This is a genomic window from Microvirga sp. P4_A5, from assembly GCF_056402495.1.
Genome location: NZ_JBFUHH010000080.1, coordinates 1 through 21163, shown reverse-complemented (window position 1 = coordinate 21163; position 21163 = coordinate 1). Strand labels below are relative to the sequence as shown.

The 21163-nt window shown below is 63.6% G+C and carries 22 protein-coding genes; 11 read left to right on the top strand and 11 right to left on the bottom strand.

Going from position 1 to position 21163, the window contains the following annotated elements:
• Positions 1–123: 123 nt before the first annotated feature.
• From AC1DVM_RS17600 to AC1DVM_RS17575, 6 genes are all read right to left on the bottom strand, one after another.
• Complete coding sequence (locus tag AC1DVM_RS17600) at positions 124–420, bottom strand: hypothetical protein (RefSeq protein ID WP_477256451.1); 297 nt, start codon at positions 418–420, stop codon at positions 124–126.
• A gap of 425 nt (positions 421–845) precedes the next feature.
• Positions 846–1235: a HEPN domain-containing protein gene (locus tag AC1DVM_RS17595; RefSeq protein ID WP_477256449.1), complete on the bottom strand. Its 390-nt coding sequence runs from the start codon at positions 1233–1235 to the stop codon at positions 846–848.
• A 2-nt stretch (positions 1236–1237) separates the two neighbouring features.
• Positions 1238–2359: a GmrSD restriction endonuclease domain-containing protein gene (locus AC1DVM_RS17590; RefSeq protein WP_477256447.1), complete on the bottom strand. Its 1122-nt coding sequence runs from the start codon at positions 2357–2359 to the stop codon at positions 1238–1240.
• 111 nt (positions 2360–2470) lie between these two features.
• A complete protein-coding gene (locus tag AC1DVM_RS17585) occupies positions 2471–3649 on the bottom strand; it encodes a BaiN/RdsA family NAD(P)/FAD-dependent oxidoreductase (protein WP_477256445.1) in 1179 nt (392 codons plus the stop codon).
• A gap of 109 nt (positions 3650–3758) precedes the next feature.
• Positions 3759–4004 carry a hypothetical protein gene (locus tag AC1DVM_RS17580; protein ID WP_477256443.1) on the bottom strand — a complete coding sequence of 82 codons (246 nt, stop codon included), beginning with the start codon at positions 4002–4004 and terminating at the stop codon, positions 3759–3761.
• A 64-nt stretch (positions 4005–4068) separates the two neighbouring features.
• On the bottom strand, positions 4069–6153 hold the full coding sequence (locus AC1DVM_RS17575) for a glycoside hydrolase family 113 (RefSeq protein WP_477256442.1): 2085 nt from the start codon (positions 6151–6153) through the stop codon (positions 4069–4071).
• 281 nt (positions 6154–6434) lie between these two features.
• On the opposite strand from AC1DVM_RS17575, the gene AC1DVM_RS17570 reads away from it, so the two are divergent.
• On the top strand, positions 6435–6740 hold the full coding sequence (locus AC1DVM_RS17570; protein WP_477256440.1) for a hypothetical protein: 306 nt from the start codon (positions 6435–6437) through the stop codon (positions 6738–6740).
• A 68-nt stretch (positions 6741–6808) separates the two neighbouring features.
• Positions 6809–8746: a DEAD/DEAH box helicase gene (locus AC1DVM_RS17565; RefSeq protein ID WP_477256438.1), complete on the top strand. Its 1938-nt coding sequence runs from the start codon at positions 6809–6811 to the stop codon at positions 8744–8746.
• 57 nt (positions 8747–8803) lie between these two features.
• On the opposite strand, the gene ilvA is transcribed toward AC1DVM_RS17565, so the two are convergent.
• Positions 8804–10339 (bottom strand): threonine ammonia-lyase, biosynthetic, encoded by a 1536-nt coding sequence (ilvA, locus tag AC1DVM_RS17560; RefSeq protein ID WP_477256436.1) that lies wholly within the window; start codon positions 10337–10339, stop codon positions 8804–8806.
• A gap of 156 nt (positions 10340–10495) precedes the next feature.
• Between ilvA and AC1DVM_RS17555 the strand changes: the two genes are divergently transcribed.
• The 3 genes from AC1DVM_RS17555 to AC1DVM_RS17545 all read left to right on the top strand — a co-directional run bounded on the left by AC1DVM_RS17555 (position 10496) and on the right by AC1DVM_RS17545 (position 12871).
• Positions 10496–10816 carry a hypothetical protein gene (locus AC1DVM_RS17555; protein WP_477256434.1) on the top strand — a complete coding sequence of 107 codons (321 nt, stop codon included), beginning with the start codon at positions 10496–10498 and terminating at the stop codon, positions 10814–10816.
• Positions 10817–11028: 212 nt separating this feature from the next.
• Positions 11029–11346: a quaternary ammonium compound efflux SMR transporter SugE gene (gene sugE, locus AC1DVM_RS17550; protein ID WP_477256432.1), complete on the top strand. Its 318-nt coding sequence runs from the start codon at positions 11029–11031 to the stop codon at positions 11344–11346.
• A 22-nt stretch (positions 11347–11368) separates the two neighbouring features.
• On the top strand, positions 11369–12871 hold the full coding sequence (locus AC1DVM_RS17545; protein WP_477256430.1) for a GGDEF domain-containing protein: 1503 nt from the start codon (positions 11369–11371) through the stop codon (positions 12869–12871).
• 7 nt (positions 12872–12878) lie between these two features.
• Here AC1DVM_RS17545 and AC1DVM_RS17540 read toward each other — a convergent pair whose 3' ends face one another.
• From AC1DVM_RS17540 to AC1DVM_RS17530, 3 genes are all read right to left on the bottom strand, one after another.
• Entirely contained in the window at positions 12879–14249 is a 1371-nt protein-coding gene (locus AC1DVM_RS17540; protein ID WP_477256428.1) for a glutamate--cysteine ligase, read from the bottom strand.
• A 100-nt stretch (positions 14250–14349) separates the two neighbouring features.
• Positions 14350–15486 carry a carboxylate-amine ligase gene (locus AC1DVM_RS17535; RefSeq protein ID WP_477256426.1) on the bottom strand — a complete coding sequence of 379 codons (1137 nt, stop codon included), beginning with the start codon at positions 15484–15486 and terminating at the stop codon, positions 14350–14352.
• A gap of 170 nt (positions 15487–15656) precedes the next feature.
• Positions 15657–16415 (bottom strand): 16S rRNA (uracil(1498)-N(3))-methyltransferase, encoded by a 759-nt coding sequence (locus AC1DVM_RS17530; RefSeq protein ID WP_477256424.1) that lies wholly within the window; start codon positions 16413–16415, stop codon positions 15657–15659.
• Positions 16416–16641: 226 nt separating this feature from the next.
• On the opposite strand from AC1DVM_RS17530, the gene AC1DVM_RS17525 reads away from it, so the two are divergent.
• On the top strand, positions 16642–17106 hold the full coding sequence (locus tag AC1DVM_RS17525) for a hypothetical protein (protein WP_477256423.1): 465 nt from the start codon (positions 16642–16644) through the stop codon (positions 17104–17106).
• A gap of 15 nt (positions 17107–17121) precedes the next feature.
• Complete coding sequence (ubiA, locus tag AC1DVM_RS17520; RefSeq protein ID WP_477256421.1) at positions 17122–18066, top strand: 4-hydroxybenzoate octaprenyltransferase; 945 nt, start codon at positions 17122–17124, stop codon at positions 18064–18066.
• Here ubiA and AC1DVM_RS17515 read toward each other — a convergent pair.
• A complete protein-coding gene (locus AC1DVM_RS17515; protein WP_477256419.1) occupies positions 18029–18457 on the bottom strand; it encodes a DUF6101 family protein in 429 nt (142 codons plus the stop codon). The two genes, ubiA and AC1DVM_RS17515, sit on opposite strands and share 38 nt — an antisense overlap.
• Before the next feature lie 258 nt (positions 18458–18715).
• On the opposite strand from AC1DVM_RS17515, the gene AC1DVM_RS17510 reads away from it, so the two are divergent.
• From AC1DVM_RS17510 to AC1DVM_RS17495, 4 genes are all read left to right on the top strand, one after another.
• The gene (locus AC1DVM_RS17510) at positions 18716–19525 is read left to right on the top strand and encodes a 3'(2'),5'-bisphosphate nucleotidase CysQ (RefSeq protein ID WP_477256417.1); all 810 of its coding nucleotides are present in this window, start codon (positions 18716–18718) and stop codon (positions 19523–19525) included.
• Between the two features lie 61 nt (positions 19526–19586).
• The gene (locus AC1DVM_RS17505) at positions 19587–19820 is read left to right on the top strand and encodes a DUF4170 domain-containing protein (RefSeq protein WP_477256416.1); all 234 of its coding nucleotides are present in this window, start codon (positions 19587–19589) and stop codon (positions 19818–19820) included.
• A 14-nt stretch (positions 19821–19834) separates the two neighbouring features.
• Positions 19835–20590, top strand: a complete 756-nt coding sequence (locus AC1DVM_RS17500) for a lysophospholipid acyltransferase family protein (protein ID WP_477256414.1) — start codon at positions 19835–19837, stop codon at positions 20588–20590.
• Positions 20578–21163, top strand: a 586-nt coding sequence (locus AC1DVM_RS17495) for a 3-deoxy-D-manno-octulosonic acid transferase (protein WP_477256412.1), incomplete at its 3' end; no start/stop codon positions are given. The genes AC1DVM_RS17500 and AC1DVM_RS17495, both read left to right, overlap by 13 nt.

Below are 21163 nucleotides of genomic sequence, written 5' to 3'. Positions count from 1 at the left end.
TCGCAAGAAAGGCGTGGGTCCCCGGGTCAAGCCCGGGGATGACGGCGGTGGGTGTGATGAGCGGGGCGCGCTGCGGGCGACCGCGATAGCGGTCTGGCGCAACGCCCCTCTCCACCCTCCCCGTCATGGCCGGGCTTGTCCCGGCCACCCACGCCTGTCTTCCGACTCGTCGGTCAACGCAGGCGTCGCCGGATCGCGCGCCAGAAGAAGCATCCCCRCATCCCCGGAGCGCCATCCCGTCGCCTCCGGCCGCGCCGGTCGCCGCATGACACTCACCAGCGCGACAAGCACCCGCGTCGTCCCGGCGATCAGCGCCAGAGCGGTGAGCGTGAGTCCCAGAACCCAAAGCGCCTGCACGCCYTCCGGCCATGTATGGAATTTCGAGAGCCAATCGGCCCACACGCTGTAAGACGGCTCCAACGCGCCCTCCCCCAAAACGAGAACGACCACCAGCGCCGCTGGTGGTCGGGGAGTTTAGAAACCGCCCAAGGACGGCCGCATTGGCCTTTAGGGTTTCCCCTTGGACATGCGCCAATGCCTCCCCGACCGTAAGGTGGGAAGGCATCATTGACGGCTGATACCAGCCGCCTTGGGTTGAGGTTCTAACGCCCCGGAGCCGCATGGGGCGGCTCTACGGGTGGGGATAGCATGGGGAGGGGTACGGGCGGTAGTGTCACATCACCGACCCACCTCAGTTAGATGAGAATAGACACTTAACGTTAGCGGTGGGCGCGCACATCTGAGATCGCCCGATCTCGGATATTTCGCGACTCAGCGCATCGAATACTCAATCTCAGCGGCCACACTGAAACTGGCGTCGAAATACTGGCGAAGAACTCTTGGTCCTAACGATTACCTCCGCCGTGGGCTACAGAATTTCTAACTGCGTAACAAGAAGAAATACTTTCTCTAATTCCCGAATTGTTACCTAAATAAAATTCGAATTTCTTTCCCCAATTATTATCAAAACGATACAAAAGTTGCGTTATCTGCTCACAGTCATAGTTCGTTCCACGCCGGAAATACGATTTAAGAAAATTTGTTACTTGAGGTGGTGACTTGTAGTTTATTCTAGCTGCTACAAGAATTTCTACACACCTCTCAAGATTCCCACAAATTAGCACGCTACCGAATTTGCATAAATGAGAAGCAAGTTGCTCGTCCAAGTTTTTGGTGCCAGCTGTGTTGATTAATTGCTCTAGCGCAGCAAATCTATTTTGAACCTCGAATGACAAGACTACGCACCTGCAAACGCTTCGATCGCCAACGATTGTCGGGTCCGCACTGTCTCTTCGTCGGCTGTAGCGCGCTCACAGGCCCGCAAGAACTGCTTATTAGTTAACAGCGAGTCGTATGCCTGGGCAACAGATGTGGCCTCCACCTCGCCGGTAGATTTTGCGAGACGGGTAGCTACTCCGACCATTACCGCTTCAAAAACGGCCGCATTTAGAGCACGACTTGGACGGAAAGCAGTTTTGCCTTTCGCCAGCCAGCAAATTTTAATCGCATCCTCAAAAAGGCGCTTCAATCGTGAAAGCTCTTCTGAGCTTGGAGACGCGAATTCGGACGTAAAACAGTTCAAGAAATCTCTCATTGGTCGATTGTAACGATCTGCCCGGTCCATCATAGCAAGGAATCGAAGAATCAACTCTTGGTCCTTCAATCTGTTATTGCGACGGTCCCCAAAAACTGCTCGCCAGTTTTTATCTTCATTCAACACCCTTATCGCATCGAGCAACGGACCATCGTTAATGCAGTTTCTTATTTCCTGAGGGGAAAGCCTTATCCCACCCGAATTTATGCGCTCGAACACGAAGTATAAACTTTTTTGGGTATCCTTCGGCTCATCTTGCTGGAAAATTGTCGCGTGAACGATCGAGTCATCGAGTTTGAGTTGCTCAGAAGTACTTAGATCAGCGTATGTCTTACCCTCCCATTCCGAGCGGACACCGACAAGTCTAAATTTTCGCTCCATGAACAAACCACTGTAAAAATATTGGAGTGTTCGTAATCGTTGCTGGCCATCGACCACGAGGTGTCGGTTCGTCTGAGGTTCCTTATATAAAAAGATCCCGGGAACTGGGAGGCCCATAAGGAGTGACTCGATGAAACGAGAAGCATGTCGTTGTGACCAGACGAACCTTCTCTGGAACGTCGGGACGTAGAATGCTTCCGTTTTTAATCGGGATATAATTGTATCAACCGTGTAGTCCGCCCCATAGCTAGTTATCGAAAAGCTCGTATCCGCCGGAGGCTCAAGCAAGCTCTCGTCCTCAACGTCCGCTTCCAATGCCAACTCGTATTCGTCTTCGATTTCGATTGGTTGGTCTTTGGGGGCAGCATTCTTCGAATTCGACATTTACGCTCCGTTGGACGTGAACCTGCGACGTGGCAGTAATCATCACTGTTGTGATTCCAGAATGCAACCTAACAACCTGTGGATCGCGCTGACCTGTCATGCTCTCCCCCCTCACACCGCCTGCCCCGCACAGAACCCCGAACTCCACGCCCATTGAAAATTATACCCGCCGAGCCAGCCGGTGACGTCCACCGCTTCGCCGATGAAATAGAGGCCGGGCACCTCGCGGGCGGCCATATTGCGGGAATCGAGGTCGCGGGTGTCGATGCCGCCGAGCGTCACCTCGGCGGTGCGGTAGCCCTCGGAGCCGGCGGGCTTGAAGCGCCAGTTGTGGACGGCGTCGGCGACGCGGCGCAGGGCCTTGTCGGAGAAATCGGCGAGGTTGCCGGGGGCGCCGTCGGCTTGTGCGATCTCCTGCGCGAGGCGCTTGGGGAGATGCCCTGAGAGCGCGGTGTGGAGGGCCTGCCGGCCGTTTTCGGCGCGGGCTTTTCGCAAGGCGTCGAACAGGTCGGTCGAAGGCAGCATGTCGAGGGCGATCTCGTCGCCCTCGCGCCAATAGGACGAGATCTGCAGGATGGCGGGGCCGGACAGGCCCCGATGGGTGAACAGCATGGCCTCGGCAAAGCGCGTCTTGCCGCAGGTCGCCACCGCATCCACAGCGACGCCCGCGAGCGGCGCGAGGCGCGCCAACAGGTTCGGCTCCAGCGTCAGCGGCACGAGCGCGGGCCTCGTCTCGGTGACGCGCAGGCCGAACCGCGCCGCGATGTCGTAGGCAAAGCCCGTCGCGCCCATCTTGGGGATCGACTTGCCGCCGCAGGCCACCACCAGCGAGGCGCATGCGACAATGCGGTCAGGCAGTGCGAGCGTGAAGCCTTCCGGGGTCTTGTCGATGCGCTCGACGCTGGTCGAGAGGCTCAAGGTTCCGCCGCTGTCGTTGATACTTGCAACCAGCATGTCGACGATCTGGCGCGAGGAGCCGTCGCAGAAGAGCTGACCGAGGGTCTTCTCGTGGTAGGCGATGCCGTGCCGTTCCACTAGGGCGACGAAGTCTCCTTGCGTGTAGCGCCTGAGCGCCGAGATGCAGAAGCTCGGATTGGCCGAGATGAAATTCTTCGGGCTCGCGTGGAGGTTGGTGAAGTTGCAGCGCCCGCCGCCCGAAATGCGGATCTTCTCGCCGGGCGCGCGGGCATGATCGATCACCAGCACGGAGCGTCCGCGCCGGCCCGCCTCGATGGCGCACATCATCCCGGCCGCGCCCGCGCCGATCACCACAACGTCGAAATTCTGCAAGGGACGCCTCTCAATTACGAGAAGGCTGGTTAGAGAAGCGGGGCCACGGTGACAAGGGGCGCGGGCGGCCGGCGCTTGGGCGAGGCTCCGAGGGCGTCAGGCGGGCGGATCAGGGCCCCTGGACGCTGTCCCAGAGCGCGTCGAGTTCGTCCGGGGTGATGACGCGGCCGGATTTCGCGCGGATCACCGCGTGGCGGCCGGGCGGCGGATCTTCGGTGACGGCGCGGTGGAGGGCCTCGCGCAAGGTGGCGATCTCCTCCCCGCCGGACCAGTTGGTGTTCGCGGTGTCGATTTTCTGCCCTTGCGTCACATAGGCGAGATGCGCAGGCGCTTCGAGATCGGCTTTGGTCAGCATGGGCGTATCCGATCGATCGTGCTTCACGGGATCAATCGCACGCTCGCGCCAAACGTTCCGCCGGTCAAATCACGAAGACATCCGCCGCCGTCAGCTTCTGCTTCTGCGAGAACGACACGACGGCGACCGCGGCAGCGCCGCCCGAGCCGTCGGCATCGTAGAACAGCGTCTTCTTGGAAAAATCGTAGAAGAGATAATCGTTCTTGTCCCTGGCAGACGTGCCGGTGGTGAAGAACGCCTTGCCGAGCTTACCGGGGCTGGCCTCGCTGCCCTTCCCGAGTTTCTTGAAGACCGCGTTGTCGAGCCAGAGGCTGTCATCCTTCACGTTGAAATCGAGAATTTTGTCGATCTCGGATTTGCGCGCCCGCGTGTGGAAGGCGAAGACGTCCCGGCCCGCGCCGCCGCTGAGCACATCGCGCCCGAACGCGCCCCACAGGCGATCGTCGCCCAGCCCGCCGCTCAGCACGTGGTTGCCGAAGCCGCCGAACAGCGCGTCCTTGCCGGCCTCGCCATAGAGCTTGTCGATGCCGAGGTCGCCGAACAGCACGTCGTCACCCTCGCGGCCATAGAGGGTGTCGTTGCCGGCGAGCGCGACGATCAGATCCGCRCCCGCCTTCCCGACGAGCGTGTCGATGCCGGGCGTGCCGGTGAGGGCGGATGGGGAGGGAACGGGGGAAGGCGTCGGTGTGGGTCTTGGTGTGGGTGTCGGCGTCGGCGTAGGTGTTGGCGTGGGCGCGACGACCGCATTCAAATCCAGTCCGCCGTCGCTGAATTGGGCGTAGCGGATATCGGCCAGAATGTCGGTGCCGTCCTGTCCGGAACGGCTATCCGCGACGGTGACGGTGCCATCGGCATCGCGCACGATATCGTAATCCGCCCGCGCGCCCGAGAGCATCGCCTTGTTGTCGCCCGCGCCGCCCTTCAGAACGTCGTCTCCGCGGCCGCCCGTGAGCGTGTCGCCGCCCTCGCCGCCGTCGAGCTGGTCCCGCCCTGCCCCACCCCAGAGAATGTCGTTGCCGCCCGCGCCGTTGAGCACGTCATTGTGGTAGCCGCCATCGAGCTTGTCGGCGCCTGCCGTGCCGTTTCGGGTGAGGCCAGTGACGTGAATGGGGCTGGAATAGTGCTGGGTGATCGTGTCGTTCGCGGGCTTCCACTGGGTGGTGTAATCCGTATAGGGCACGCCCGCATCCGTCATGGGATTCGCGAAGGCGTGATAGCTCCAGAGGAACGAGCCGCCGAGCCACTGCCCACCGTAATTTTCCATGACGTGATAGAGCGCCGTGTAGCAGTCCTGCTGCTCCTGATAATCCACCGTCGTGCCCCCGGAAAACACGCCCGGATCCTTGTTCGCGCCGTCGAGGCTGCGATAGCCGACTTCGGTGAAGATGACTTGTTTGCCGTATTGTTCCGAGAGCGACTTGTAATAGTCGATGGCGGACTTGCCCTGATACAGGGTGTCCCGGATCCAGCCGTTGAAATGCGGCTGGGTCCACGCCGCCGTCATCTCGTCGATCGTGGGAGCATTGCTGGTGGAGAGCGGCAGATACGCGTCGACGCCGATATAATCCACATGGCCCCAGAAGCCGACCGTCGTGACTTCGTCGTAGGTCGACGCATAGGTGACCTTGCCGGAGAAGACGGCGCGAACGGCATCGATGAGATCCTCCCATTTGGCCGTATATTGCGCCCCCGACATGCTCTTCATCTCGGTGCCGACGCAGATCATCGAGGCGCCGCCCGCCTGCGCCGCCTTTGCGTATTCCACCATCATGGCCTTGTAGCTTTGAATCCAGGCCGCCGGATCGGTGGGCGCGATCTCGGCGCGCCAGACGCGGTTATCGGTCTCCAGATGGGGCTTGAGCACGACATTCAGGCCACGGGCCTTCGCGTCGAGAATTGCCGTTTTAACCTGCTCGAACGTGTCGCTCTCGCTTGAAAAGGGCTGGCTGCTCAGGTTGAGCTTCACCGTGTTGCTGAACTTGTCCGCCTGGAAAAAGTTCGGGATCAGCGTGACGGTGCTGGCCCCCGTGCTGGCGATCTGGTCCATGGCCGCCGGCGTTGCAGAAGTTTCCGCCCCAATAGGAGGGCAGCGTGATCCCCTCCCAGGTGAAGATCTGTTCGCTCGGCATCGGTCAGGGCCTTTCCGCAAGGTGACATACGAATCCGCTGGCTCCGACCCTATCCTGAAATAAGGTTATAATATAGCAATTCTAGCGTGTCCTGCCCGTGCCAGAGTGACGCCGCCGCCTCTCGTTTGCGCTCCTCCCGGCTTCGCATGGGCGCAAAAAAGGTCCGCTCCGGGCCCTGTTCAGAACGGCCGACACCATATATGTAGCGAAAATGAGCCAGCCCATTGTCGGCGGCACTTGACCGGGACGGCGTATTTCGGCGTTAAGCCTCGAGAACGCCCCGACATCAGAAGGAAGAGCCATGTTTATCCTCGAAATCGCCGGCAAGGCGATTGCCATCACCAATGCGGACCAGGACCAGGCCCATGAATTGTTCATGAGCGAGGACTTCAAGGACGACCTCAAGTCGTTCTCCAGCGAGGGCAAGCCTCTCTGGGACGGCGCGGCGCTTCTGACGATCCGGCGCGCCACCGACGACGAAATCGAGGCCTTCGACGAGGCGATGGAAGATGACGATCTCGACGACGAGGACGACGAAGAGGATGGCATCGACGTCATGTTCCTCGCCCTCATCGACGAGATGGACGACGATTCAGACGACGCGTAATCTCGCGCGTGACATTCCCGGAGCTCGCCAAAGCTCCTTTTTGCAAGGAGCGGCTCCGCCGCGCTGACATGCCGTTTCCCAAAACACATCCCAGTCTCGAACGCGCGCTGAGCGATCGAGGCTATCTCGAGCCGACCTCCGTCCAGGCAGCCGTGCTGCAACCGGACGCCGAGGAGCGCGATCTTCTGGTCTCCGCGCAGACCGGCTCCGGCAAGACCGTCGCGTACGGTCTCGCCCTCGCCACGACCCTGCTGGGCGCGGCCGAGCGTTTCGACCAGCCGAAAGAACCCCTGGCGCTGGTGATCGCGCCGACCCGCGAACTGGCCCTGCAGGTCCACCGCGAGCTGATCTGGCTCTATGGACCCGCGGGCGCGCGCGTCGCGTCCTGCGTCGGCGGCATGGACGTGCGCCGTGAGCAGCGGGCCCTGGCCGATGGCTGCCATATCGTCGTCGGCACGCCCGGACGGTTGCGGGACCATATCGAGCGGGGTCGCTTCGACACCTCGAAGCTGCGGGCGGTCGTACTCGACGAGGCCGACGAGATGCTCGATCTCGGGTTTCGCGAAGACCTTGAATTCATCCTCGACGCCACGCCCGCGGACCGGCGCACGCTTTTGTTCTCGGCCACCATCCCGCGCAACATCGCGGCGATGGCGCGCAAGTTCCAGCGGGATGCGCTGCGCATCGACACCCTGGTGTCGAACCAGCCGCATGGCGACATCGAATACCGGGCGGTCCGCATCGCGCCCAACGAGATCGAGCACGCGGTCGTCAACGTCCTGCGTTTCTACGAGATGCGCGCCGCCATGGTGTTCTGCCACACCCGCGAGGCGGTGCGGCATCTGCAGGCAAGCCTTCTGGAGCGCGGCTTCTCGGCCGTTGCCCTGTCGGGCGAGCTGAGCCAGAGCGAGCGCAACCACGCCCTGCAATCGCTGCGTGACGGACGCTCGCGCGTTTGCGTCGCCACGGACGTCGCGGCCCGCGGCATCGACCTGCCGGATCTCGGCCTCGTCATCCACGCCGAGCTTCCGAACGACCACGAGACGCTGCTTCATCGCAGCGGCCGCACCGGCCGCGCGGGCCGGAAGGGCATCTGCGTCCTGCTCGTGCCCTACACCCGCCGCCGCAAGGCCGAAGGCCTCGTGCAAGCGGCCGGCGTGGATGTGGAATGGGCGGGCCCGCCCTCGGCGGAAGACATCCGCCAACGCGACCGCGAGCGGGTCATGAAGGACCCTGCCTTCAGCGAAGAGGTCACGGAGGAAGACGTGGCCATGGGCAAGGCGCTTCTCGCCGAGCGCACGCCCGAAGAGATCGCCACAGCGTTCGCGCGCTTCCACCGTGCCCGCCTGCCGGCGCCGGAAGAAATGGTCGATGTCGGCACCGATCGCGCGCCGCGCGAGCGTCTCGACAAGCGGGCCCGCGAGGGCGAGCGGGCAGTCCGGCAGACCCGCGCCGGACGCGAGGAAGGCTTCGGCACCGGCGAGGAAATGGTGTGGTTCCGCATGAGCGTCGGACGCCGCAACAATGCGGACCCGCGCTGGCTCCTGCCGATCATCTGCCGCCTTGGCCACGTGACCAAGAAGGAGATCGGCACGATCCGCATCTTCGACAGCGAGACGAAGTTCGAAATCGTCAAATCGGCCGCGCCGAAATTCACCACCGCGGTGAAGAAGACGAACGACGAAGATATCAAGATCGAGCCCGCCGGCGCGCCCGGCGGAGCGCGGGGCGAGGCCCGCGACGACAAGCCGTATCCTCCGAAGAAGAGCGGGTTCAAGGATCGCCCCAAAGGCGCCTTCAAGGACGGACCGAAGCCTCCCTACAAGGGCAAGCCGAAAGGCGAGTTCAACGAAGGCGCGAAAGCCCCCTTCAAGGCGGGACCCAAGGGCGACTTCAAGGCGAAGCCCAAGACCGGCGAGCCGGCGATGCCACGCGGTTTCGAAGGGAAAAGCCGTCCCGACGAGGCGCGCAAGCGTCCCAAGAAGAGTGCCGGCTGGGACAAGTAGCACCCGGCCATTCGCGGGATCGCGGCCTGCCGCGATCCTGCCCGTGCGGCATCCTCCTCACTCCGCCCGGTAGGCATCGGCGGCACCGAGGAAGCAATGGTAGGCCGGGTTGTCGGTTTCTTCCCAATAAGGATAGCCGAGGTCATCGAGGCTCCGCTTCAACTTCGGACGTTCGTCGGTCGGCACCTGAATTCCAGCGAGCACCCGTCCGTAATCGGCGCCATGGTTCCGGTAATGGAACAGCGAGATGTTCCAGCCGCTCGCCAGCCCGTTGAGGAATTTCAGGAGCGCCCCGGGGCGCTCGGGGAATTGGAAGCGGAAGATCAACTCGTCGGTCAATCCCGGCACGCGYCCGCCGACCATGTAACGCACGTGGAGTTTGGCCATCTCGTTGTCGCTGAGATCGAGCACGGGATAGTCGTGCTCGCGCAACATCGCCAAAATCTGATGCTTCTCCGGCTCGCCGTGCGAGAGCTGAACGCCCACGAAAATCTGGGCTGCGCGCGGATCGGCATAGCGATAATTGAACTCCGTGATGGAGCGCTTGCCGAGAAGTTGGATGAAGCGCCTGTAGCTTCCCGGCTTTTCTGGAATGGTGACGGCCAGCAGCGCCTCGCGGTGCTCGCCGAGTTCGGCTCGCTCCGCGATATGGCGCAGCCGGTCGAAGTTCATGTTGGCGCCGCTGTTGATGGCGATCAGGTCGCCGCGTTGCGCCGAATTGCGCTCGGCGTATTTCTTCAGCCCTGCCAGCGACACCGCTCCCGACGGCTCGGCAATGGCACGGGTGTCCTCGAAGATATCCTTCACCGCCGCGCAGATCTCATCGGTCGTCACCGTGATGACTTCATCCAGTAGATCGCGGCAGAGACGGAACGTTTCCTCGCCGGCCTGCCGCACCGCGACGCCATCTGCGAAGAGCCCGACCTGGTTGAGGATGACCCGCTCGCCGGCGGCGATGGCGGCCGCCATGCTGGCGGCATCTTCCGGCTCGACCCCGATGACGCGCACGTCCGGCCTCAGGAATTTCGTATAGACCGCGATCCCGGCTGCGAGGCCGCCGCCTCCGATCGGCACGAACAGCGCCTCGATGGGATTGGGATGCTGGCGCAGGATCTCCATGCCGACGGTCCCCTGCCCCGCGATCACATCCGGGTCGTCATAGGGGTGGATGAACGTGAGACCCTTCTCGCTCTCGAGCAGGCGCGCATGGGCGTAGGCCTCGTCGAAATTCTCGCCATGCAGGACCACGCGTCCGCCGCGACCCTTGACCGCCTGGACCTTGATGTCCGGGGTGGTGCGCGGCATTACGATGGTGGCTCTGGCGCCCAGGCGCTCGGCTGCGAGCGCCACGCCCTGCGCATGGTTGCCAGCCGACGCGCAGATGACGCCCCGGTCGAGAACCTCCCGCGGCAAGGCCACCATCTTGTTGTAGGCGCCCCGCAGCTTGAAGGAAAAGACAGGCTGCAGATCCTCCCGCTTAAGGTGGACCGACGTGCCGAGTCTCAGGGACAGGCGCGGCATGGGGTCGAGAGGGCTTTCGATGGCGACGTCATAGACGCGCGCAGCGAGAATTTTTCTGATGTAGTCGTGCACGTCCCGTCAGCTCCTTCGACACAGCCGAGCTATAAGGCAGATGGACCTTCGCCTCACGCCAAATGTGCGACCGAGGACCGCGCCCCCTCGATCGTCGCGTCAGAGATTCGCCTGGTCCCTTGACGAAACACTCTTACGGGCGTTTGTCTGGAGGCCATGTTGATCCGAACCATCCACCCGGTGATCCGATTCGCACTGGCGACGGCACTGACCGTCACAGGCCAATTCCCCGCATTTGCGCAATCGAATTCGGAGAGCAAACCGCTGACGCTCACCATTCGGCCGTCGCGGCAGGACACGGCCGAGGACCCGCGCGCCCGGCAGGAAAAGCTCCTCAAGAAGCTCGAGCAGAGCGATTACTGGGTCCGGTCGATCTGCATTCAATGCGGCGATGCCTGGAAGCATCAGATTTATGCGCCTTTCAACCCGCTCGATGCCCTGGGACGAAAGAACGGGGCCGAAGTCGAGACGCAATAGGATACGAGGGCGAGGGCCCCCCTCACATCGCCGATCGGCCTTCACGTCCATGTGATCGGCAAGGCCGCACGGCCAAGCTCGGGTTTCTTGCGGGTTGAGCGGACGTATTGAGCCTCCGGCTGCGATACTCTATAGGTGAAGAGGTTCGGAGACGGCTCCGTGCATTCCCAATGATCGGTGGGGACGTCCCTGCCAGTGACGGAGGTCCTGTCATGGCATGGGCTTATCTTGCGCTCGCGGGATTGTTCGAGATCGGATGGGCCATCGRCCTCAAATATACGGATGGCTTTACCCGCCTCGTTCCCACGCTTCTGACCGCCATCAGCATGATCGTCAGCGTCGTCCTGCTCGGACTCGCATTGCGGTCGTTGCCCGTCGGCACCGGCTATGCCGTCTGGACGGGTATCGGCACCGTCGGGACCGCCCTATTGGGGATATACCTGTTCGGAGAACCTGCATCGGCGCTGCGCCTGGGCTGTATCGGCCTGATCGTGGCGGGCATTTTCGGCCYCAAGCTCGCCGCCACGTGAGCATCTTGGAGCGCCGAGCCAGATGACCTCGACAGGCAGCTTTCCCAGGCTCACTTCCGCCACCTTGCTCAAGGCGTTCGTGGTCGTGGTGTGCCTGGTGATCGTGTCTCTGGAGGCCTGGYGGGATTGGAGCGAGCGGCGGGACGAATTGATACGCGCCGAGACCATGATGGCCAACCTCGCCCGCTCGCTCGTCCAGCATGCGGAGGATACATTCGAGCTGGCGGACGCGGTGCTGGTCGATCTTGTCGACCGCGCGGTCTCGATCGATTGGAGTCCGGCGCGGATCGGACGGCTGCACGACTTTCTGACGGAGYGGATCAAGACGCTACCGCGCCTGAGGGCGCTCGCGATCTACGGTTCGGACGGACAGCTTCTCGTGAGTTCCCTCGCCGATGAGCCTGGTGACGCCAAGGCGACGGGCCAAGCTTTCTTCGAACATCATCGCGGCGACAAGGACGCTGGCTGGTATTTTGGCCCCTACACGAACGACCCTCTCGATGGCGGAGGCGTGCTGACGATCTCCCGACGCTTCGACACCCCGGGAGGCGGCTTTGGCGGCGTCGTGGTGGCGAGCGTCGAATCGCGTTACTTCTCCGACTATTTTTCGCGTTTCGAGGTGGGGCGTGACGGGTCGCTCGTCCTCTTCACGGCCAGCGGGATACTCGTCGCACGCTATCCGGTAAAGTCGGAGGTCATCGGGGGAAACGGCGCTACCGATCCGCTCTTTACGCAACATCTGCCGCGATCACCGCACGGGTCTTACAATTACCGCTCCAATGTCGACGGCGTCGAGCGGCTCAGCGGCTACAGGCGGGGCGACACGTTTCCGCTCGTGGCGCTGGCCGCGGCAGGACGGGAGCAGTTACTCGCCGACTGGTATCGGGATTTCGTCTACCGGATCATCGCCGTCGCCGTGCTCGTGGCGACCATCGCGTCGCTCGGCTGGAGCCTTGCCCGACAACTTCGTCGTCGCGACCGGGCGGAGGCGGAGCTTTCCATTCTGGCCGCCACCGATGGGCTGACGGGCCTTGCAAACCGCCGCACATTCGACAGCCATCTCGAAAGCGAATGGCTGCGCGCGGCGCGGGAGGACACGCCGTTGTCTCTCCTGCTGGTCGACATCGATTACTTCAAGGCCTTCAACGACGCTTATGGGCATCAGGCCGGAGACCATTGTCTTCGCGCGGTTGCGCGCCTGCTGCAGGAATCGGTGAGACGTCCCGCCGATCTCGTCGCGCGTTATGGGGGCGAAGAGATCGCCGTGCTGCTCCCGGTCACCAGCGCCAAGGGCGCAACGCGCATTGCGGAGGCGATCCGCCTGGGAGTCGAAACTTTGGCGATGCCGCACAAGCACAGCGCGCCCGCGGGCGTCGTCACGATCAGCATCGGCGCCGCGACGCTGTTTCCTGCCTCGGAAGCCATCAGCACCGGTCCCAAGGACCTGATCGCGATGGCGGATCGCGCGCTTTACGACGCCAAACTCGAGGGGCGCAATCGCGTCGCGGTGTCGAAAGCCGCCTGACCTATCCTCAGAACGTGCATTCCCTGAAGGCCGGCAGCACCGAACCGTTCCAAGCGCCGTGATACTTTCCGAGCAGTCCTTCGGCGGGCGTCTTGCCGGCCTCGACGATCCGATCCGCATAATCGAGATGGTGGGTCTCGTCACGCCCCTCGGCGTCGAGAAGCGCCCGGCGTTGCAGGCCTTCCTGTGACAGCGCGAGGGCATCGCGCGCCACGTCGCGCAAGGAGCGTCCTCCGACCATCGCATTGAGCGCCCGACGCGGAACTTCCGCGCGGACTGCATTGCGGTCCTCGGCGCTCCACCCCTTGACGAGTTCCCACGCATCGTCGAGCGCCTTCGAATCGTACAGGATGCCAGTCCAGAATGCCGCGAGCGCCGCGATGTGGTCCGGTCCGCCGACATCCGCGCCGCGCATTTCGAGATAACGCTTCAGGCGCACCTCCGGAAAGATCGTCGACACGTGGTTGGCCCAATCCGATTGCGTGGCGCGTTCGCCGGGAAAATGGGAAAGCGTGCCGGCGAGCAGATCTTTGAACGATGCGCCGGCGACGTCGTGGTAGGTCGAGCCGCGCTTGATGAAATACATCGGCACGCCCAAAGCCCAATCCACATAGGCCTCGTATCCGAACCCTTCCTCGAACGCGAAATCCATCATGCCGGTGCGATTCGGATCGGTGTCGCGCCAGATCTCGGAACGCATGGACAGGAAGCCGTTCGGCTTGCCGTCGGTGAAGGGCGAATTCGCAAAAATCGCCGTCGCCACCGGCTGCAGTGCCAACGACACCCGCAGCTTCTTCACCATGTCGGCTTCGGATTCATAATCCATGTTCACCTGCACGGTCGACGTGCGGTACATCATGTCGAGACCGAGCTTGCCGACTTTCGGCATGTAATTGGTCATGATGCGATAGCGCGCCTTGGGCATCACGGGCGTTTCTTCGCGCGTCCAGAGCGGACTCATGCCGAGGGTCAGAAACCGGATGCCCAGCTTCTCGGCAACGGCTTTGGTGTCCCGCAGATGCTGGGCGGTTTCAGTGACGGTTTCGTGCACCGACAGGAGAGGAGCGCCGGACAGCTCGAATTGCCCGCCGGGCTCGAGCGAGATGGCGCCGCCGCCGACTTCGTCGAACAAACCGATCGGACGGCCTTCCTCCAGGATGGGCTCCCAGCCGGTGCGTCCTTGCAAACCCTCGAGCAACGCCCGAATGCCATTCCCGCCCTCATACGGGACCGGCGCCGCGCCGGCAGTATAGAAGGGAACCTTTTCATGCTCGGTCCCGAGCCGCCAGCCGTCGCGAGGTTTTTCGCCGGATGCGACCCATTCCACAAGCTCGGACCGCGCGCCGATCGGGGTCGCATCGGAAACATCGCGCGCCATGGAACACCTCATGAAAAGGCGCGGGCGAACCCGCGCTGAAACAGTCAGGTGTAGATAGCTGCGCCCGCGCCAAGCTGCAATGAGGCCGAACTCACAAAGCTCAGTGGCGCACCATCCCCTCGCCGAGGGTCTCGGCCGACAGCCAATCGACCACTTCACCCAAAGCGTCGCGGCTCGAGCGGCCGCGACCGAGAGCCTCGGTGTAGAGGGAGAGCTGACGATCCGCGCTGGTGCCCCGGGCGACGATCCAGCGGCAGAGATCGAGCTCCCGCTCACATCCCAGAGCCTTGGCGTCGTCGGCCACGAGCGCCAGCGCGTCATCGAGCATCTGGTGGACCGGTATGGCGCTGCGCGTCACCTCGTCCACGAAGCTGCCGTGGATGCCGTAGCGCTGGGCGCGCCAGCCGTTTTCCTCGTTGATCGCCCGGGAGGCGCCGGTCTGGCCTGAATGGAGCGTGGGGTGGCGGACCAGGTGGCGCACGAGGCAGCGATAGAGCGCCGCGATCGCCAGCGTATCGTCGAGGCGCGTGCAGCTGTCGGCCACGCGCAACTCAAGCGTCGGGTGTTTCAGCGATGGCCGGATGATCCACCAGACATAGCTCGAATTCTCGATTGCCCGGGCGGCCATCAGGGTGTCGATGTAGCGCTGGTAATCGGCGGCGTCCTGGAAAAGCTCGGGAAAGCCCGTGCGCGGCAGCTCGCGATAGGCCGCAAGCCGGTAGCCGAGCAGGCCCGTGCGTTGCGATTGCCAGAACGGCGAGGATGTCGACAGGGCCAGGAGCAGCGGCAGATAGCGCTGGATCCGGTTCATCAGGTCGACCCGGGCCGACAGGTCCGGCACCTCCACGTGGACGTGCATCCCGCACACGACCGTGCGGCTACCAACCATCTGGAGGTCGTGCATGACCTTGCCGTAACGCGGCTGGGCCGTGGGCCTGACACGGGACCACACCGCCAGCGGGTGGGTGCCCGAGGCCATGATCGACAGATCGTGCTCCCGCGCGACCGATCCGACGAGATTGCGCAGGTTGGACAACTGGGTGCGGGCATCGGCGAAATCCGCCACGGGCGTCGATGCGATCTCGACCTGCGGTTCCAGCATTTCGGGTTGAATGTCGCCGAGGTGCTCGCTGCAGCTTTGGAAGAATTCGCGAATGCGCCCTCTGGCAATGTCACGCTTGATCGTATCGTTGATGAAATACTCTTCTTCGATTCCGAACTTGTACTCTTCGCTCATCAAATGAGCTCCCTCGTTATTATTGGCAGAGCGACATGACGGGCTGGTCGATGCCAATCATCGACGTTCACGATCTCGGTTCGTTGAGACAGATCGCGGCAGCGCGTTCCGAGACCGCCAAGGTGGCGGGTTCAGGAAATCATCGCTGGTGAACCGGTCGTCGAACCGCGTCAGGTCCAGTCCCCCAAAACGCTCTGCACCAGTGCGAGCGCGGCGACGGCGGCGGTGTCGGCGCGGAGGATGCGGGGTCCCAACGATACGCGAACATATCTCTCGTGGGCGGCAACAAGTGCTCTCTCCTCGGCGGTAAAGCCCCCCTCGGGGCCAACGATAACGACGCATCCGAGACCGCGGTTCCCGGCACTTCCGGCGCCCTCCTTAAGGGCCACGAGAGGGCTCGAAATAGGTGCCTCTTCGTCGCAGAAAACGACCAGCCTGTCCCTGTCCAGCCCCTTGATCATATTGGCAAAATTCAGTTCCTCGCGGATCTCCGGCAGGGTCAGGATTCCGCATTGCTCGACGGCCTCGATGCTGTTGGCGCGCATGCGGTCGAGATTGACCCGGGTGCTCTGGGTGCGGCGGGTGCGGATCGGCTGCAGGATCCCCGCCCCCATCTCCACGGCCTTTTGCACCATGTAGTCGAGGCGGGCATGTTTCAGCGGGGCGAAGGCGTAGACGAGGTCGGCCGGCGCCGGCTGGGGCCTTGTCAGGTCGACACAGACGAGATCCGCGGCCTTGCGGCCTTCAGCGGCGATTTCGGCCCGCCATTCCCCATCGCGCCCATTGAAGATGAGCACCGAATCGGCCGCCTTCAGGCGCAGGACGTTCAGGAGGTAGTTGGCCTGCGCGCGGTCGAGGCCGATCCGGGCGCCCATGGAGAGCGGCGCATCGACATAGAGACGCGGGGCATTGAAATCGGAGGTCGCCATGGCACTCCCCTAATGCCGACGCCCCGCCACCACAACCCCGGCCCGGGCGAGGCTCGCCCCCGCTCCGGTCGGCTTCTGCCCGCATTTCGCCACATCGTTGCGCGATCTGTGCGCCGGGACACGAGGGGGCGCCGGATGGCCATTCGCCGCTTGGCCTTGCGCCCCTGATTCTGTTAACAGAGCGGCTGCGCGAGACGTCGCGCCCGTCTGATCGAGGATTCTGCCCATGTTGCACGTCCGTTCGTATGTTTTCGCAGCGCTCGCGGCCGCCGGTGTTTTCATGGCTGCACCTGCCTTTGCGCAGTCGAGCAATTGCCAGGACGCCCAGAAATTCCTGGGCGAACGCCAGACCCTGATCCAGCAGATCAACAAGCTCGGCGGCGAAGGCAAGAAGAAGACGATCGACCCGCGCGCCGCCTGCGGCATCTTCACGAAGCTCGTCACCAACGGCGATGCGGGCGTGAAATGGATCGCCGCCAACAAGGATTGGTGCCAGGTTCCCGACCAGTTCGCCACCGGCTTCACCGAAGATCACAAGCGCGCCGTGGAGATGAAGGGCAAGGCCTGCACGGCCGCCGCCAAGGTGACGCAGATGCAGAAGCAGGCACAGCAATCCCAGCAGCGCGGCAGCGGCCTCCTTGGCGGCGGCGGCCTGACCGGCTCCTACACGATGCCGAAGGGCGCCCTCTAGAGCGGAGCGCGCGCCATGCGGCCGCCCGGCACCCCGTCGCTTCCGGATGCCGTTCGCGGCCATTGGGCCGATCGGCTGGCGCCCGCCGGCTTGAGACCCTATCTGCGGCTCGCCCGCATCGAGCGCCCGATCGGCTGGTGGCTGCTGTTGCTGCCCTGCTGGTGGTCCGCCGCTCTTGCGGCGATCGCCGCCGGCCAACCCTGGCCCGACCCGCTTCACTGCGCGCTCTTCCTGATCGGCGCGGTGGCCATGCGGGGCGCCGGCTGCACCTATAACGACATCGTCGACCGCGATCTCGACATGAAGGTCGAGCGGACACGCCAGCGACCGCTGCCGTCCGGACAGGTCAGCGTCAAAGGGGCGCTCGCGTTCCTCGTCCTGCTGGCCCTGATCGGGCTTGGCGTCCTCCTGCAATTCAACGTTTTCGCGATCCTCACGGGCTTTGCATCGCTCGGGATCGTGGCGCTCTATCCGTTCATGAAGCGCTTCTTCTGGATGCCCCAGATCGTGCTGGGCCTCGCCTTTGCCTGGGGCGCCCTGATGGGATGGGCCGCCGCTTTCGGCTCCTTGAGCGCCCCTGCCTTCCTGCTTTATGCGGGCAGCATCGCGTGGGTGGTCGGGTATGACACCATCTACGCGCTCCAGGACATCGAGGATGACGAGGTGGTGGGCATCCAATCCTCGGCGCGGTTCTTCGGTGAGCAGGTCCGGCTGGGCGTGGGCATCTGCTACGGCCTTACCATTCTGTGCCTGACGGGCGCTCTCTATCTCGCAGGTGTGGGCTGGATCGGCTTTGCGGGTCTCGCGCTCTTCGCCCTGCATCTCGGCTGGCAGGTAGCGCGTATCGACCGTGACGACGGCGTCGGCGCGCTCCGGCTATTCCGCTCAAACCGCGATGCCGGCCTCGTGCTTTTCGCGGCGCTTATTCTGGATGGCTTTCTGCGGTTCTATCAAATCTAGCGCAATCCGCGGTGGGTCCTCCGAAGCCCCCCAGGAGCCTGCCCGTGCGCCGGCAGGCGAGGAAGCGCGGGCGGCGCGCTCCCAGGGCGTTCTTGCGATGATCGGGTTGCGCCGGACCGAGGCTGACGTCGCCGAGCTTGGCTACGAGCGTCAGGATCGACCCGTTGGCCATCCGCACCATCAGCGGAAGGCCGCTGCTCGCTCCCAGCCGCCGCCATTCCGCCACCACGTCGCATTCCGCATAAGGGCCGAGGGCCATCAGGGCGCGCGTTCCGGAGACGAGCACGAGGTGAAAGCCCTCCCCGAGCGGATCGGCCTGCATGGCAAGCCCTGTGATCCTGCGACCGTAGGGTCCCACCACCATGACGAGGGGATCTTGGGCCCCGATCAAGCGGGCATTTCCGAGAGTGGCGTTCCGGGACATCGTCGAGCCTTGCTGGTGCCGGGCGACGTCGGACGAGATCGCCTTGCGTTGGCCCAAAATGTCGCACCGACCCGTGGGGAAGCCCTTAAGAGCTTGGGTTAAGGGTTCGTTGCGGCCATTGAATCGCGCCGCATGCTCAACAGAACCTTATCCGGCTGCGTGAAATGGTCCCCGGCCGCTTGGCGAATGTGGTATTGGGCGCAAGACACCCCATCTCCGGCCCACATGCCCGTACCCTCACCCCATAGCGCGCCGTCCCTCGGCCCGGATCTCCTTCGTGCCGTCCGCGACGCGGCCCGCGAGGCCGGCGATATTGCGAGACCCTTCTTCCGCTCCGGCCGGGAAACGGCCGCGCGCACATGGTTCAAGGAAGGGAGCTCCCCCGTCACCGAGGCCGACATCGCGGTGGACACGTTTCTGAAGGACCACCTGTCGGCCCTTCTGCCGGACGCCGCCTGGCTGTCAGAGGAAACGGCCGACGACCCGATCCGGCTCGAGAGCCGGCGGGTGTGGATCGTCGATCCCATCGACGGCACGAGGGCTTTCGCCGCCGGCCACCCGGATTGGTCGGTGTCCATCGGACTCATCGAGGATGGGCAGCCGGTGCTGGGGATCGTCCACGCCCCCATCCACAACCGGCTCTACGAGGCGAGCCGGGGCGGCGGCGCCTTCTGCAATGGCGAACGCTTGTCGATTTCAGAGCCGGACCAGCCCCTTCGCGTGGCGGGACCGCGCCCCCTCGTGGAGCGTTTCGAGCGGGAATACGGGTCTGTCGTCACCCTGCCCAAGGTCCCTTCCCTCGCGCTCAGGCTGGTGCGGGTCGCGGACGGCTCCATCGACCTCGGTCTGGTGTCGGCGCGCTCCGCCGACTGGGACATCGCGGCCGCCGACCTGATCCTGCGGGAGGCCGGAGCTTTCCTGTCCGACCTCTCCGGCGAGCCCGCCCCCTACAACCAGCCTTCGCCAAAGCATGGCGAAATGGTTGCCGCTGGGGCATGGTTGCATCCGCGCGTTATTGAGGCCATGAGAGCGTGAATTCTGGTCCCTCGATGACCGCGATCCATTTTTGCAACTTTTCTCATAGAGACTCCAACCCATGACCGATATGCCCGGCAAACAGCTCCTTCATCTCGTCTTCGGCGGAGAGCTGGAAAACCTCGATTCTTACGACTTCAAGGATCTGTCGAAGCTCGACATCGTCGGAATCTTCCCGAACTACGCGAGCGCCCACGCGGCCTGGAAAGCCAAGGCGCAGGCCACGGTCGACAACGCGCAGATGCGCTATTTTGTCGTCCATCTCCACCGCCTGCTCGATCCGCAGCAGGCCTGAACGACGCTCCCGCGATGGGTCTCATGAAGCGCATCACACGGTCGCGCATGGTCCAGGAAACCCTCGGTTTCCTGGTCGCGCGCTATCTGACGTTCGTGCAGCGCACGAACCGATTCGTGATGGACCCGCCGGACGCCTACGAGCGAATCGGCCCGCAAATGCCCGTGATCGCCGCCATGTGGCACGGGCAACATTTCATGATCCATTTCGCGAAGCGCCCCGAGGACAGGGCCGCGAGCCTGGTTTCACGCTCGGGGGATGGTGAGTTCAATGCCATCGCGTTGCGGCATCTCGGCATTCGCGCGATTCGGGGCTCCGGCGCGCGCGGCCGCGACATTCGGAAGAAAGGCGGAGCCGCGGCGCTGCGGGGAATGCTTCGGGCGCTCTCCGACGGCGAGATGGTGGTGATGACCGCCGATATTCCGAAAATCGCGCGGACCTGCGGCGCCGGCATCGTGACGCTGGCGCAAATGTCGGGACGGCCCATCGTACCGGTCGCGGTCGTCACGAGCCGCCGCATCGATTTCAAAAGCTGGGATCGCGCGAGCCTCGGTCTTCCCTTCGGACGCGGCGCGATCGTTCTTGGCGACCCCATTCATGTTCCGCGCGATGCGACCGACGAGACGCGCGAGGCGTTGYGCCAGCAGGTGGAGCGGAATCTCGACAGCGTGCATGAGCGCGCCTACGCGCTCATCGGCTCTCAGGATCCCGGCGCTCGCGAGATCCGCGCGAACATGACCGACCGTGTTGCCGGAAGTTGGCGGCCATGAGTCTTCCGTTCCTGATGCGCTCCTATCGGACCGCGACGTCGATCCTCGAACCGGCCGTGCTCGGCCTGCTTTACTGGCGTCAGCGCAAGGGGCGCGAGGATCGGACTCGACTGGGCGAAAGACAGGGTTATCCGAGCCGCGCGCGGCCGACCGGACATCTGGTCTGGGTGCACGGCGCAAGCATCGGCGAGACGCTCTCGCTGCTTCCCATCGTGGAGCGCCTGACGCAGCGCGGGCTGACCGTTCTGGTGACATCGGGAACGCGCACATCGGCGGCCTTGATCGCACGCCGCCTGCCGCCGGGCGCGGTGCATCAATATGTTCCCCTCGATGTACCCCGGTATCTCCGGCGGTTCCTCGATCATTGGCAGCCCGATTTCGCCCTCGTGGCGGAATCGGAGATCTGGCCCAACACCATCATGGCGCTCGACCAGCGGCAGATTCCGCTCGTTCTGGTGAATGCCCGCATGTCGGACCGCTCGTTTCAGCGCTGGCTGAAACTGCCACGCATCATCGGTGCGCTCTTGCAGCGTTTCGCCATCTGCCTCGCCCAGACGGAGAATGACGCCGAGC